This window comes from Acinetobacter sp. GSS19, assembly GCF_028621895.1.
GTDB lineage: Bacteria > Pseudomonadota > Gammaproteobacteria > Pseudomonadales > Moraxellaceae > Acinetobacter.
In genome coordinates, this window is sequence record NZ_CP117520.1 from 460447 (window position 1) to 474541 (window position 14095).

The window sequence follows — 14095 nt, forward strand, 5'->3', positions numbered from 1 at the left end:
ATGTTTTTTTATTGTCATTCAGTAAGAAATTTGCAATGCTCTATGAGCCTTATTGCAATTATCTGTTGTAGAGGTTTTGTTAAGTCACTGGATGAGGGAAAGCATGGGATTAGCCTTATTAGAGATTGGTCAGGCCGATCAGCTCAGTGCATGCAGACTTTCCCTCCTATTAGGCGTCTTTACTCCGCATAATCAGGTTGAGGGTTTTTTAAACCTGGCGCGTAAAATGCTCTCTGCAGAAAAAGCACTACTTTTTTTTCATGATGAACCTTATTTCTGGCATGCAGCTCCTAACCAGTTCCATGCTGTACGGGCACAACCAAATACAACGCTTGCGCCTTTCTTTGCGGGTCAGTTTATGATGGATGAATCACATCCACGCTATGCCGACTTTTGTACCCATTTGCGACAGCTGGGCGTGATCCATCAACGTGCGTTGGCCATAGATTTACAGAAAGCAGATCATGGTTCTATCGGACAAGTGGTTTTTTTCGATGAGCAGCCTCATCGCTTTAGCGCTGAGCAGAAACAGCTCGTCAGTGAATTTAGTGCGAGTTTGGTTCCTTATCTGACTCTGAAATTTGAGCATGCAGAATTACAAGACTTGTATGAGCAGCAACGTGCCCTCAATTTTAGTAAGACGAAATTTTTGCAGGTAATCGCACATGATTTGCGTGCGCCGTTTCATGGTCTGCTAGGGTTTTCCGAGGTGTTGGCTCTGGAACTTGAAACGCTCGATGAACCTGCAATCCAAAATATCGCTGATTATTTACATGATACTGCGCAGTCGACCTATAACTTGTTAGAAGGCCTGCTGAATTGGGCAATGGCCGAGGGTGGGCGTTTTGTCTATCATCCGATTAGTTTTAACCTGAAACAGGTATCAAATATTGTTTGTTCGGTATTGAATTCCTTGGCGGTAAGAAAACATATCCAACTGATTGATCAAGTCCCTGATGAACTTAAAGTCTTTGCCGATATCAATATGATCACCTCGGTCATTCAAAATCTGGTTTCGAATGCGCTGAAATTTACCCATATGGATGGGAGTGGCAAGGTGGTGATCTCTGCGCGACAGCGAGAACAGCAGGTCGAGATTATGATTCAAGATACTGGTCTGGGCATGACGGAGGCTCAGCTGGCTAAATTGTTTGAACCGCAAATTGCGGTCAGCTTTCAGGGAACGGCTGGGGAGAAAGGAACCGGGCTTGGGTTGGTGCTGTGTAAGCGGTTTATTGACCTGAACCATGGGGAAATTCACGTGACTTCGAAAGAGGGTGAAGGAAGTCTTTTTACGGTGCTGTTGCCTGCTGTACAAGAGAGTGCTCAGTGTCTAAATGATGAACAATCCTCAGAAAACCAAATCGATCCCTCGGTAAAAATGGCATAATTCATTTCCCAAACTCCGTTTTCACCTGCTATAACTACATAAAAATATTCAGGTTAAGGGGGTGTTATGGATACCCAGCAGTTACAAAAAACATTACGTGCCAGTCAATATGCTGAACAGGTTTTAGGATTATATCCTGCACAATTAGAACAAGATTACACACTCGATCAGTTTGCTGGGACTTTATCGACGCTACAAATTCAACAACGTATCTATTCTGTTTTGACGGATATCCAGGATGAAGCCGAATGGATGCGCAAGATGCGTGCACTCCGTGCCTGCCTGATGTTTCGCTGGATCTGGCAGGATGCCAACCAGTTGACGGATGTGGTAACCCTGACGCGAGAATTGTCTGATTTTGCCGATGCCGCAATTTGTGCAGCTAAAGAATTTGCCCGTGCACCACTGGTTGCCAAACATGGTGAACCGATTGGTTATTCCGGACAGGTGCAAGACCTGATCGTAGTGGCAATGGGAAAACTGGGCGCACAGGAACTCAATCTGTCGAGTGATATTGATCTGATTTTTGCCTTTGATGAACAGGGCGAAACCAATGGCCGTAAGTGCATCGATGTGCAGCAGTTCTGTATTTTATGGGGACAGAAGCTAATTTATTTGCTGGATCACATTACGGCTGAAGGCTTTGTTTTCCGGGTAGATATGCGTTTGCGTCCTTGGGGCGATGGTTCGGCATTGGCAATCAGTCATGTGGCCTTGGAAAAATATCTCAGCCAGCATGGTCGTGAGTGGGAACGTTACGCCTGGATTAAAGCCCGGATTGTTACGGGTGGCCAAGCAGGGCATGAGTTGATGGAAATGACTCGTCCATTCGTGTTCCGCAAATATGTCGATTACACTGCCTTTGAAGCCATGCGTGAAATGAAGGCGATGATTGAGCGTGAAGTCATGCGTCGTAATATCGCCGATGACATTAAACTAGGCGCGGGTGGAATTCGTGAAGTCGAATTTATTGTCCAGGTGTTTCAGCTCATTTATGGCGGTTCCAAGCTGGAACTTCAGGATCGTCAATGTTTAGTCAGCTTGCATCATTTAGGTGAAGTTGGCCTGCTGGAGCAAACTGCGGTACAGGAACTTGAGGACGCCTATCTCTTTCTGCGTCGTGTGGAACACGCGATCCAGGCTTTAAATGACAATCAGACCCAGTCTTTGCCTGCGGAACCAGATTTGCGGCAGCGAATTGTGGATACTTTGGGCTTCGCCTCTTGGGATGAATTTTTACAGCTGCTTAATCAAAAGCGTGCCAAAGTCACATATCAGTTTGAGCACTTGATCAAGGATGAAGCACCTTCACTCAGCGCGAGTTTTGGTCAGCTGGAAGAACGTTTGAATGCTGTACTGGATGAAAATGCCCGAAATTTGGTGTATGAGTTCTGGAATGGGCATGCTATCAAAAAGCTGCCCGCCAAAGCTATTCAGCGCTTGAAAACTTTCTGGCCGCATTTGATTGAAGCAATTTTACAGTCTGAACATCCACAGATGGCCTTATTGCGTTTAATGCCATTGGTGGAATCCGTACTTCGCCGTACTGTTTATCTGGTCATGCTGATCGAAAGTAAAGGGGCATTGCAGCGTCTGGTGAAAATGGCGACGGTGAGCCCCTGGATCTGCGAAGAGCTGACACATTATCCGGTTCTGCTGGATGAATTCCTGTCGATGGATTTTGAATTGCCAAAACGCAAGGATCTGGAGGATTCGTTACGCCAGCAACTGTTGCGTATCGAAATTGATCAGGTCGAAGATCAGATGCGGGTTTTGCGTCTGTTTAAAAAATCGAATGTCTTGGCGGTGGCAGCGAGTGACGTACTGGCAGAAAGCCATTTGATGAAAGTTTCAGATGCTCTAACTGATATTGCTGAAGTTTCGGTGAATGCTGCGCTGAATTTGGCCTATCAGATCGTGGCGAAAAAACATGGTTATCCGCAAGATGTCGATGGTCAGCGTTGCAGTCTGGATCGAAAAGCCTTTGCTGTGGTGGGTTATGGTAAGTTGGGGGGGATTGAGCTGGGTTATGGTTCGGATCTGGATCTGGTATTTATCCATTACTTTGATGAGCAAAGTGAAACGGATGGTGCGAAGTCGATTAGTGGGGCAGAGTTTGCCATTCGGGTAGCCCAAAAATTCTTGTCCTTGATGACCACACAGACCTTGGATGGCCGGGTTTATGAGATTGATACTCGTCTGCGCCCTTCTGGGGAGGCGGGTATGCTGGTCACCAGTTTAAAAGCATATGAGCAATACCAGTTAAAAAGTGCCTGGCTTTGGGAGCATCAGGCTTTGGTACGTGCGCGCTCGATTGCCGGTGATCAGGACTTGCGCCAGCAGTTTGAAGCATTACGCTGTCGCATCTTGACCCAGCCTCGTGATGAAGCTGAGGTGCGGGCAGAAGTGTTGCAGATGCGCCAGAAAATGAAAGACCATCTGGGTTCATCCCAAGAGCAAAAAAAACATGGAATTTTTCATTTAAAACAGGATGCAGGTGGTATCGTTGACATCGAATTTATGGCACAGTATATGGTGCTTGCATGGAGTGGGTCGAAACCAGATCTCGCCCATTATTCCGACAATGTAAGAATTCTTGAAGATGCTGCTAAAGCAGGCTGCTTATCCAGTGAAGATGCCACAGCATTAATGCACGCTTATCTACGTGAACGAGCCGAGAGCCACCGTCTAGCCCTTGCAAATCAATCCATGCAAGTGAATGCTGCGGACTGGCACGATACCCGAGAGATCGTTTGCAAGTTATGGCAAAGATTAATTGATCCAACTGCACCTGCATTGGATAGTGAATGATTGTGTAAAAATTTGGAGTGTGTGCCATGAATTTGGCTGATCGTGATGGTTTTATTTGGCAAGATGGACAAATGGTTGATTGGCGCGATGCCAAAATTCATGTCCTCACGCATACGTTGCATTACAGTATGGGTGTCTTTGAAGGTGTCCGTGCGTATGAAACTCCTAAAGGCACCGCGATTTTCCGTCTTCAAGACCATACGAAGCGTTTGTTGAATTCTGCAAAAATTTATCAAATGAAAGTGCCATTTGATCAGGCTGCACTCGAACAGGCACAAATTGATGTGGTACGTGAAAACAAACTTGCATCTTGCTACTTACGTCCATTGATCTGGATCGGTTCAGAGAAATTGGGTATTGCCGCGACCAACAACACTATTCACGCTGCAGTTGCAGCATGGGGTTGGGGTGCTTACCTTGGTGAAGAAGCCATGGCGAAAGGCATTCGTGTGAAAACTTCTTCATTCACGCACCATCATCCAAACGTGACCATGTGTAAGGCTAAGGCATCAGGTAACTACACTTTGTCTATTTTGGCACACCAAGAAGTAGCCCATGCCGGTTATGACGAAGCCATGCTAATGGATCCGCAAGGCTACGTTTGTCAGGGTTCTGGCGAGAACGTGTTCCTAGTGAAAGATGGTGTGTTACATACCCCTGATATCGCCGGTGGTGCACTGGATGGTATTACCCGTCAAACCGTAATTACGATTGCTAAAGATCTTGGCTATGAGGTCGTTGAGCGCCGTATTACTCGTGATGAATTCTATATCGCTGACGAAGCATTCTTTACCGGTACTGCTGCAGAAGTGACCCCAATCCGTGAATATGATGACCGTGAAATTGGTTGCGGTTCACGTGGTCCAATCACCACTCAAATCCAGCAAACCTTCTTTGATGCGGTTCAAGGTAAAAATCCGAAATATGAGCACTGGTTAACTTACGTTAAATAAGTCGATCGGCTATCATTTAAAGGCGAAGCGTAAGTTTCGCCTTTTTTATTGGGAAGATGTTATGCATATTGTCTATGTCAGTGATGGAAAAGCCGGACACCGTTCACAGGCGTTAGGGCTATATCAGGCAATGCAAAGACAAAGTGTAGTCGATGTGAGTTTTCAGGAAATTCCACTTCAGGAGTTGTCATTACTGGATTTGTTCTCCGCTTTATTTTCCCATCAGCTTGATGGCATCACCCCAACACCAACTTTCATTTTTGGGGTAGGCAGTCATACACATTTGCGTGTCTGGCTATTGGGAAAAATTTTCCCAACTGCTAAAACCGTGATCTTGATGAAACCGAGTTTACCCATCGCTTGCTTTGATTATGCGGTGATTCCAGAACATGATGGAATTCCGGCATCCGACCATGTGATTGTGACTAAAGGGGCATTAAACCCGATTGTGAATGAACAGCGGCATATACCGAATCAGATTCTGATCGCACTCGGCGGTAATTCAAAACGTCATCAATGGAATGACCAGAAAGTGCTGCAAGTGCTCGAAAAAATCATAGTAAATAATCCAGACGCAGAAATTATCCTGACGACATCCCGACGTACGCCCGCAGAATTTCTACCGTTGTTGTCACAACAGGACTATGCAAAAAAAATACAGATTTTTCCTGTAGGGCAAACGCCACAGGGCTGGATTTTTGAGCAGATGCAACAGGCTGAGGCAGTTTGGGTCACTGAGGACAGTATTTCGATGATTTATGAGGCATTGACTGCAGGGTGTAAGGTTGGGGTGATTGAGTTGGATCGGTTGAAGCAGGATCGGATCATTCGTTCCATTCAAGAATTGATGCAACGAGAAGATATTTCATTGAATACCAGACAGAAGGAACTTAAATCACCCGCAACTTTTAAAGAAGCAGAGCGTGTGGCAACATACCTGTTATCTCAAAAATAACGAGACGATCTTGTGATTTATTTTTTGCTACTGTTCCTGATTTTGTTGATTGTATTCAGTTATAAATATGCATGGTGGAAACCAGCAGTGAATTGGAAACAACCACGTGTATTAATGTATCACATGGTACGTGAGCCTATCGATGGTGCGAAATTCAATAAATTGCGTGTGAAACCAGCTGAATTTGAAAAACAGGTGGCTTGGATGAAAGCGCAAGGTTTTCATTTTGTCACCATGCAGGAATTACAGGAAAATTGGGGCAAACATCCAGAAAAAACCGTGGCTATTACCTTTGATGATGGTTATCTGGATAATTTGGAAAATGCCTATCCGATTTTAGAAAAATATCAGGCTAAGGCAACGATCTATGTCGTTGTGGATCGTCATGATCGTGACTGGTCGACCTATAAAAAAGCTCATCATAATAGTGGTGAGTTGGCAAAAGAACCTAAACTGAATGATCAGCAAGTCCAATTTTTGGCGCAGAGTGGTTGGGTAGAAATTGGTTCACATACCTTGACCCATGCCAATCTGGATAAACTCAGTGATGAAGAATGTTTAAAAGAATTGGTTGAATCTAAGCACCAGTTAGAGCAACTCATCCAGCAACCAGTGAACAGTTTTGCTTACCCGTTTGGTATTTATAGTGTACGTGATGTTGAGCTGGCTCGGCAAGCCGGCTATCACAATGCAGTGACGACCCAAGAAGGGATTGATTCAGTCGATCCTGATTTTATGCAGCTGCAAAGAATCAAGGTCAGTGGAAAGGATACATTATTTGCTTTTAAATTACGTTTAAAGCTGGGTTCCCGAGAAGGTTAAGTATGCGTATTACACTTGTGATGGCCAGTGATGAAGACGGTGGACTGGAAAAGCATGTTTTAGAATTAGCAGATGGACTAGCTGAAACAGGACATCGGGTTTCTGTCATTGCGCATCCACGTTACCAGCATCAACTCAAACAACATATCAATTTTGTTGCATTTGACATGAGCGGTAGTCGTTACAATCCTTTGACTAAATATCGATTAAAGAAAGAAATTCTGAAAACTGATCCTGAAATTTTACATGCACATGCTTCTAAAACGGCAAAACTGCTGCAATCGATGTTGCAGCAGTTTCCATGTCCGAGTGTAGTGACGGTACATGGAGCAAAATCCAACTTAAAACCGTATTTGGCTTTTGACCGGATTATTGCCGTGAGTCAGCGTGTGGCTGATTCGTTTGCTCGACCGGATAAAACGGTCGTGGTTTATAATGGGGTGAAAATTACCCAGTCTCCACAACCCTATCAGCCCAACCGAAAATTTATTGCAATTGGCCGTTTAAATGAAGTGAAAGGTTTTGACCGATTATTACAGGCTTGGCAACAGATTCCTCATCAATTGACGATTGTTGGAGATGGCGAGCAACGGATACAGTTGGAGCAGTTGGTTCAGCAGTTGCAACTGGCCAATCGAGTCACATTGCTCGGTTATTCTGATCAAATTGCGCAATTATTGACTGAGCATGAAGCATTGATCGTATCCTCCTTGCGTGAAGGTGGGCCTTACACTTTAAGCGAAGCTTTATTGTTGCATCGCCCAGTGATTGGGACTGATGTCGGGATGATGCGAGAGTTCGTACCAGAACAATTTTTATGTCCGCCTGATGATGTTGCCGCATTGTGTGCTGTCATTAATAATTATCTGAATACTCCCGAAGTAGAGAAACTGTTCCTGCCCGCCTATCAGCATGCTGCTACAGAATTAACCTTTACTGCGATGATTGAACATACTTTGGCTGTTTACCAGACCGTGATCGAAACAGATGTGAAGAACAAGGATTGGTCATGAAACCTTATATTGTGGCTTTAACTGAAGGCAAAGGCGGTCATGAAACTCAGACCAAAGGCATGATCACGTTGTTAAATGCCAAAGGCCAGTATGAGGTGAAATGGTTAACAATCAAAAAAGTCAGCAAATTGCATAAATGGCTGTTAAAGACATTCTTTCCTGTTCTCAGTCCGCAGTGGGCCTTGGGACTGTATTTGGAAAATGGTGCGGAATGGCAAAAATTATCATGTGCTTATATCGTTTCTGCTGGCGGTGAAACGCTTTTGCCCAATGCACTGCTCAAGAAATATTTTCATCAGCAAGGGCAGGCGGTAAAAAATGTCATCGCGACGTCATTAAGGGGGATGTCTGCTTCCTATTTCGATGCGGTATTTACCATTGATGAAAAATATGAAAATCAAAAGCCCTTTATATATTATCCGATTGCACCGAATAAACAGCTGACTTTTCAATTGGAACATAGAGTCCAGCAAGCAAAAGAAAACCTGAATTTGATAGGACAGAAAGTTCTTAGCATTTTAATTGGTGCGGATACCAAAACCTCAAAAATTGGTACTTCTTCGGAATGGAGTGACTGGATTCAGCAGCTTCTTCAGTCTTATCCAGACTGGAAAATCCTGTTAAGTACCTCTAGACGTACTGAAAAAGCATTTGAACAGGATCTGCAAAATACCCTGGCAGGAAATCCGCAACTGACTTTAACCTTGGTCAACCATGGTCAGCAGTGTGATATTACTGATTATATTTATGCAGCGGATTTGCTGATTTGTTCACCTGAATCAACTTCGATGATCAGTGAAGCGTTGGTGAGTGAAAAAAAAGTGTTGATTCCTTTGTTTACTTCTAGCGCCCTAGATGCCGAACTTCAGGCTTATTTAAAGCATTTTGAACAGCGGCAATGGTTGAAACGAATTGAGGTTTCTGAGACTCCAGGGCAGATAGATGCAGAGGCCGAAAAAATTTGTTCGCAGCCACATATTAAAGCGTTAGAGCAGCTATTTAAGATGGTTTAATAAGGTTACAGAAATGATCATAATATGGCTTGTCTGCCGTGGTCAGATTATTTGTGCTCCCCATTTGTTGAAGAAAAAGTGATGACGAACAAACTCAAAATTGTAAACACTGTGTATGGTGATGCTTCAGGTGGACGCTGGCAGGCGATGCTGAATACACATGATGCTTTGGCAAGCCACGGACATGAGATGTGGATTGTGGCAGGGGATGAAAATAAGCACCTTAATGTGGGAGAGCGTCAGTTTTTTTCTTTAAATAGTTCCGGATTTTATGACCTTGTGGCAGCGTTTAAACTAAATCGTTGGCTGCGCCAAGTGCGACCTGATGTCATTATTGCCCATAGTGGTAGAGCGGTTTATCTATTTAAAAATGCGATGCTATTTGGGGGAATAAAAGCGCCTGTCTTGGCAATGAACCACAGCCATAACGTCAAAAGAACGGTTCGTGCGGACGGATTTATTCATATCACTCCCCATGTTAAATCCCTGGTTGAGCAGGCAGCTAAAAAGAAAGGCATACATATTGAGGATAAACCGCAAGCAATCATCTCTAATTTGGTTTATTTGCCTGAGCAAGAACCAGAATTTAAACCATTGGGTTCATTGGTGACTTTGGGCATGATGACCCGTTTAGTGGATTATAAAGGTACACATATCTTGATTGATGCCGTGGCTTTGTTAAAAGTAAAGGGTTATCAAATGAGGTTATTGGTTGCTGGTGATGGTGAGGAAAAAGACAACCTGATTGCCCAGATTCAACACTTAAAGCTTGAAAACGAAGTCCAGTTTTTAGGCTGGATTAAGGGTGAGCAAAAAACTCAGTTTTATCATGATGTAGATATTATCGTGGTTCCGACAATGAATGATACGCAGCCACTGGCTATTCTAGATGCCTTTGCATGGGGTAAACCGGTTGTGGCGAGTGACCATATTAGTGTGCAGCAAATTATTCGCCATGGTGAGAATGGGTTAATGGCACGACAAAATGATGCTGAAAATCTGGCTGAAAAAATAATTTATTTGATAGATCATCCAGAAAAGTTAAAATCAATTGCTGTAACTGGTTATCAAGATGCTCTCCAAAAATATCAATTTAAAAAAATCGAAGAAAATTTAAATAAATTTGTAAGTGAAGTATATTAATGGATCAAAAAAATTCTACCCGCATTGGAATTATTACGCCAACATTTAATCGTCCTGAACTACTGAAACGCACAATTGATTCTGTACTCGCTCAGAATTATTATAATTGGGTCATGGTCATCATTAATGACTGTTCAACAGTTGATTATCGAAGTATTACAGATAGTTTAAAGGATGAGCGGATTCATTATTTTGTTAATGAAAAAAATTCGGGTGTAAATTTTTCAAGAAATAGAGCATTAACTAAAATTGAAGATTTTGATTGTGATTACTTAACATTTTTAGATGATGATGATTTTTTGGCACACCCACAAATTCTAGAAGATATAGCTAGTGATTCAAAAAGATTACTAGAAAAAGACTGGTTAATTTATGATGTCATGAAAATCAATCAAGTTGTAAGTAATACTGATTCGAAGGAGAAAGTTATTGATTATATTAATGATTATTTATATGGAAACCAGTTGCGTGGCGATAAGCACCATTTAATTCGTGCATCTGTTGCTAAGGGGAAACGTTTTACTGAATGTATTCGTAATGGATATGAATGGACTTATTTTATACAACTTGCCAATGTGAAAACAGTACATATATCTAGAGTTGTTAAAATTGTTGAATACCAAGAAGAAGGCTTAACCCAAAAAGGGCAATCTAAAAAAGTTAAAAATATTTTATTGCAAACAGCACTGCCAACAATGGTTTGGTTGAATAGACCTTTAAACTTTAAAGCCTTGCGTAGAATGGTTGCTTTAAGTTTAAAACTTCCATTTCGATTATTAATTTCTTTTCTTAGCTAAATTTATAAAATTTTCAGCTGTTTTTTTGATATTAATATTTTTAATTATTTCATGAGAAATTTTATATGGATGATCCACTAATTTCTTTAATTTTAATGCTAGAAGATCTATATTGTTACTTTCAATAAGAAATTCATGCATTGTATTACAACAGAATATGTCATTAATTCCTGATGACGTATTATAAGCAATCACAGGGGTATTGAGACTAATAGCTTCTGCTAATACCAAACCATAAGACTCATAATGAGAGGTAAGGATTAAACTACGTGAGTTGTTTATATAATCAAGAGGGTTGTTGACCCACCCTAGGAACTCAATATGATCAGTAATATTTAATTCTTTAGTTAGTTTTTCAAGATTTTTTCGTTCTGAGCCATCTCCAATAATTGCCATTTTTCCTTTTAGTCCACTTTGAGCAAATGCTTGAATAGCATGGTCGACTTGTTTGATCGGTGCTAATCGACCAACAAAAATTGTGTCCCATTTTTTTTGGCTATATATATATTTGTTTAGTAAATCTGTGGGTATTTCAACGCCATTAGCAATAGTTTGACATTCTTGAATATTAGCATATAGTCTTGTTTTATTCTCTAAATCTCGATTGACCGTTATAATATTTCGGTTAGAGAAAAGTTTTTTAAATTTCCTTTTATTTTTTGCAAAACGGATCTGCTCTTTCATCTTTTTAAAGAGGTTGTTTTGAGGACGAATTTCTAATAAATCACCATGGATCCAATGCCATACATTGCCTTTTAAATATGGGCCCAGCCAGTGACCATTATTATAACCGGTCACAATTAAGTCAAAGTTATTCAATAATAATTGATTTAACCTTATAATTTCAGATGCATTAAGTTTTTTATCTTTCCACATTTTTCCAAATGCAAAACTTTCTGAAAGATCTAGGTCTGTATAAGTAATATTGGTAGAAGGAAAATGATAATTAGCTTTGCCATTGAGTACAGCTAAGTGGATAATATGGTTTTTATTTTTTGCTAAATACTCTGCAAGTTGTAGCGTAATACGTTCTGCACCACCACAGCCTAAGTGATCAATTATAAAAAGTATTTTAAGCACGTTTTTCACTATCAAAAATTTGTTTTATCTATCTTATCATTTTCAATTTGTGATTGAAAATATCATTCTTCAAATTGATTCATAATATTAGGGTCTGTTGACATTTATAGCTAATTAAAAATTATAAGCTACATTAGCTTAAATCCTATATCCAAGGCTTCTCCAATCGATTTATCTTATTGGCTGACAATGTCTCTAACTTTTCTTTTGAGCAAAGACCATGCTTTTTCAATTGGGTTTAGATCTGGACTATAAGCCGGTAAATACATGAGTCTGGCATTGTATTGAATAGCCAGCTCGTAAATTTCTTTACCTTTTGAATCGAAGCGTTATCTAAAATCAATAAATGCTTTTGATGCAGACCACTTTTATCTTTGGGTAAGTCTTTCAGCAAATATTCAAGCCATCCAGAAAAAGTGCTGCGATCACACGAACCCTGAAAGATGAATGGTGCAATGAATCTGAAGGCTGCACTTGAGCGAACAGCACTGATCATACTTAGTCTGCTTCCATGCCCACCTGATTTTAAGGCATGGCAACGTTTTCCTTTCTTAGACCAACCATACTCAGCAGTTTCATTGGTATTTATGCCGGATTCATTAATATATAAAATATGCTCTTCACCATATTGCTGTATCCATTGCGGCAGGAACCACTGAAATGTATAGCCCCCGTAAAAACGGACAGTTAACTCGCTAATTTGGACTGCCACCACTCTCCTAGACAAATTTCGTCTATTCTTTTTGCATAGGAGAGAACATTATGAGTGGACAACGATACACCCCAGAATTTAAAGATGAAGCTGTTAAATTGATTACCGAACGTGGATATTCTGTCACTGATGTGGCTGAACGTTTAGGTGTATCACAGCACAGCATTTATAAATGGCTAAAGGCCGTACAGCCTTTACGCAACAACCCTGATGAACATGAACTACTCGAAGCAAAGAAAGAGATCCTTCGTCTTAAAAGTCAGCTTAAGCAAACTGAAGAAGAGCGAGATATCTTAAAAAAGGCCGCAAGGTACTTTGCAAGCCTGCCCGAGTAAAGTATCAGTTTATCCTTGAGTACAGCCATCAATTTAAGATTAAAACGATGTGTCGGGTTCTTAAGATTGCTCGTGCTGGCTATTACGCCTGGCTACATGAACCCGAATCAGGCAGAACAATTGAAGACAAACGGTTATTACAACTGATCCGCTCTTCTTATGATGCCAGTTATGGCATCTATGGTTATCGTCGCATCACGCTGGATCTTAAAGAGCTAGGTGAAAGCTGTGGCCCCAATCGTGTGCTGAAGATCATGAAGAACAATGGCATTGCCGCTGTTCGAGGATATAAAAAGCATAAAAGTTATGGTTGTGGCCGTCCTCCGATTGTGCCACCAAATCACTTAAATCGAGAGTTCGCTGTGAGCACCCCTGATACTTCCTGGGTGACTGATATTACCTACATCCGTACTTGGCAAGGCTGGTTATATCTGGCTGTGGTTCTCGATTTATATTCAAGGAAAGTCATCGGTTGGTCAATGAAACCTACGCTTGCCAAGGATATCGTTTTGGATGCACTTTTAATGGCGGTATGGCGACGCAGACCCAATGAACCTGTGATCATACACTCAGACCAAGGCTCACAATACAGTAGCGGAGACTGGCAGAAATTCTGTCAAAAGCATAATTTAGTTCCGAGTATGAGTCGTCGTGGAAACTGTTGGGACAATGCTGTTGCTGAATCCTTTTTTAGTAGTTTAAAGAAGGAAAGAATTAAAAAGAGGATCTATAAAACACGAGAAATGGCCCGTGCGGATGTGTTTGATTATATCGAGATGTTTTACAATCGAATCAGGCGTCATTCGCATCTCGATGGGATGAGCCCAGAAGCATTTGAGACAGCTTCAAAATGAGGCGGTCTCATGTCTAGGATACTGGGAGCAGTCCAATAGAACACTCCTTAACCCTAGTGCTATGACTAGGTCTTAATTGAAAAGTGTCCGTTTTAATTGGGGGCTATTACAGAATCTCCTGCTTGTATCTTAAGAGAAAATTCTACTTTTAGATCCTTTTATTTTTAGGGGGGATTACCGCCGTTTGGCGATTAAATTTTACTTTCTCGCTATTTTT

General features: G+C 41.5%; 11 protein-coding genes and 1 pseudogene. 10 read left to right on the forward strand and 2 right to left on the reverse strand.

Annotation, left to right across the window (positions count from 1 at the left end):
- The first annotated feature begins 103 nt into the window (after positions 1-103).
- From PGW99_RS02340 to PGW99_RS02380, 9 genes are all read left to right on the forward strand, one after another.
- A complete protein-coding gene (locus PGW99_RS02340) occupies positions 104-1390 on the forward strand; it encodes a sensor histidine kinase (RefSeq protein ID WP_273778500.1) in 1287 nt (428 codons plus the stop codon).
- Positions 1391-1456: 66 nt separating this feature from the next.
- Entirely contained in the window at positions 1457-4201 is a 2745-nt protein-coding gene (glnE, locus tag PGW99_RS02345) for a bifunctional [glutamate--ammonia ligase]-adenylyl-L-tyrosine phosphorylase/[glutamate--ammonia-ligase] adenylyltransferase (protein ID WP_273778501.1), read from the forward strand.
- 26 nt (positions 4202-4227) lie between these two features.
- On the forward strand, positions 4228-5154 hold the full coding sequence (locus PGW99_RS02350) for a branched-chain amino acid transaminase (RefSeq protein ID WP_273778502.1): 927 nt from the start codon (positions 4228-4230) through the stop codon (positions 5152-5154).
- A 61-nt stretch (positions 5155-5215) separates the two neighbouring features.
- A complete protein-coding gene (locus PGW99_RS02355) occupies positions 5216-6109 on the forward strand; it encodes a mitochondrial fission ELM1 family protein (protein WP_273778503.1) in 894 nt (297 codons plus the stop codon).
- A gap of 12 nt (positions 6110-6121) precedes the next feature.
- Positions 6122-6931, forward strand: coding sequence for a polysaccharide deacetylase family protein (locus PGW99_RS02360; RefSeq protein ID WP_273778504.1), 810 nt, complete (start codon positions 6122-6124; stop codon positions 6929-6931).
- 2 nt (positions 6932-6933) lie between these two features.
- Positions 6934-7944 carry a glycosyltransferase family 4 protein gene (locus PGW99_RS02365; protein WP_273778505.1) on the forward strand — a complete coding sequence of 337 codons (1011 nt, stop codon included), beginning with the start codon at positions 6934-6936 and terminating at the stop codon, positions 7942-7944.
- Complete coding sequence (locus PGW99_RS02370) at positions 7941-8957, forward strand: ELM1/GtrOC1 family putative glycosyltransferase (protein ID WP_273778506.1); 1017 nt, start codon at positions 7941-7943, stop codon at positions 8955-8957. Before PGW99_RS02365 ends, PGW99_RS02370 begins: the two co-directional genes overlap by 4 nt.
- A gap of 24 nt (positions 8958-8981) precedes the next feature.
- Positions 8982-10100, forward strand: coding sequence for a glycosyltransferase family 4 protein (locus PGW99_RS02375; protein WP_273778507.1), 1119 nt, complete (start codon positions 8982-8984; stop codon positions 10098-10100).
- Positions 10100-10897 (forward strand): glycosyltransferase family A protein, encoded by a 798-nt coding sequence (locus PGW99_RS02380; protein WP_273778508.1) that lies wholly within the window; start codon positions 10100-10102, stop codon positions 10895-10897. Before PGW99_RS02375 ends, PGW99_RS02380 begins: the two co-directional genes overlap by 1 nt.
- Here the strand turns inward: PGW99_RS02380 and PGW99_RS02385 are convergent.
- Complete coding sequence (locus PGW99_RS02385; RefSeq protein WP_273778509.1) at positions 10877-11977, reverse strand: glycosyltransferase; 1101 nt, start codon at positions 11975-11977, stop codon at positions 10877-10879. The two genes, PGW99_RS02380 and PGW99_RS02385, sit on opposite strands and share 21 nt — an antisense overlap.
- Before the next feature lie 176 nt (positions 11978-12153).
- Positions 12154-12692, reverse strand: a pseudogene (locus tag PGW99_RS02390) (IS630 family transposase).
- Between the two features lie 47 nt (positions 12693-12739).
- On the opposite strand from PGW99_RS02390, the gene PGW99_RS02395 reads away from it, so the two are divergent.
- Positions 12740-13878, forward strand: a protein-coding gene (locus PGW99_RS02395) for an IS3 family transposase (RefSeq protein ID WP_100223103.1) whose coding sequence is annotated in 2 segments (ribosomal slippage) — positions 12740-12998 and positions 12998-13878 — 1140 coding nt in all. Because the reading frame shifts where the segments join, the coding sequence is not laid out codon by codon here.
- The last annotated feature ends 217 nt before the right edge of the window (positions 13879-14095 follow it).

Coding starts and splice junctions, on each gene's coding strand:
- PGW99_RS02375 (WP_273778507.1), top strand. CDS start 8,982: ATGGCTTGTCTGCCGTGGTCAGATTATTTGTGCTCCCCATTTGTTGAA.
- PGW99_RS02380 (WP_273778508.1), top strand. CDS start 10,100: ATGGATCAAAAAAATTCTACCCGCATTGGAATTATTACGCCAACATTT.
- PGW99_RS02370 (WP_273778506.1), top strand. CDS start 7,941: ATGAAACCTTATATTGTGGCTTTAACTGAAGGCAAAGGCGGTCATGAA.
- PGW99_RS02365 (WP_273778505.1), top strand. CDS start 6,934: ATGCGTATTACACTTGTGATGGCCAGTGATGAAGACGGTGGACTGGAA.
- PGW99_RS02340 (WP_273778500.1), top strand. CDS start 104: ATGGGATTAGCCTTATTAGAGATTGGTCAGGCCGATCAGCTCAGTGCA.
- glnE (WP_273778501.1), top strand. CDS start 1,457: ATGGATACCCAGCAGTTACAAAAAACATTACGTGCCAGTCAATATGCT.
- PGW99_RS02350 (WP_273778502.1), top strand. CDS start 4,228: ATGAATTTGGCTGATCGTGATGGTTTTATTTGGCAAGATGGACAAATG.
- PGW99_RS02355 (WP_273778503.1), top strand. CDS start 5,216: ATGCATATTGTCTATGTCAGTGATGGAAAAGCCGGACACCGTTCACAG.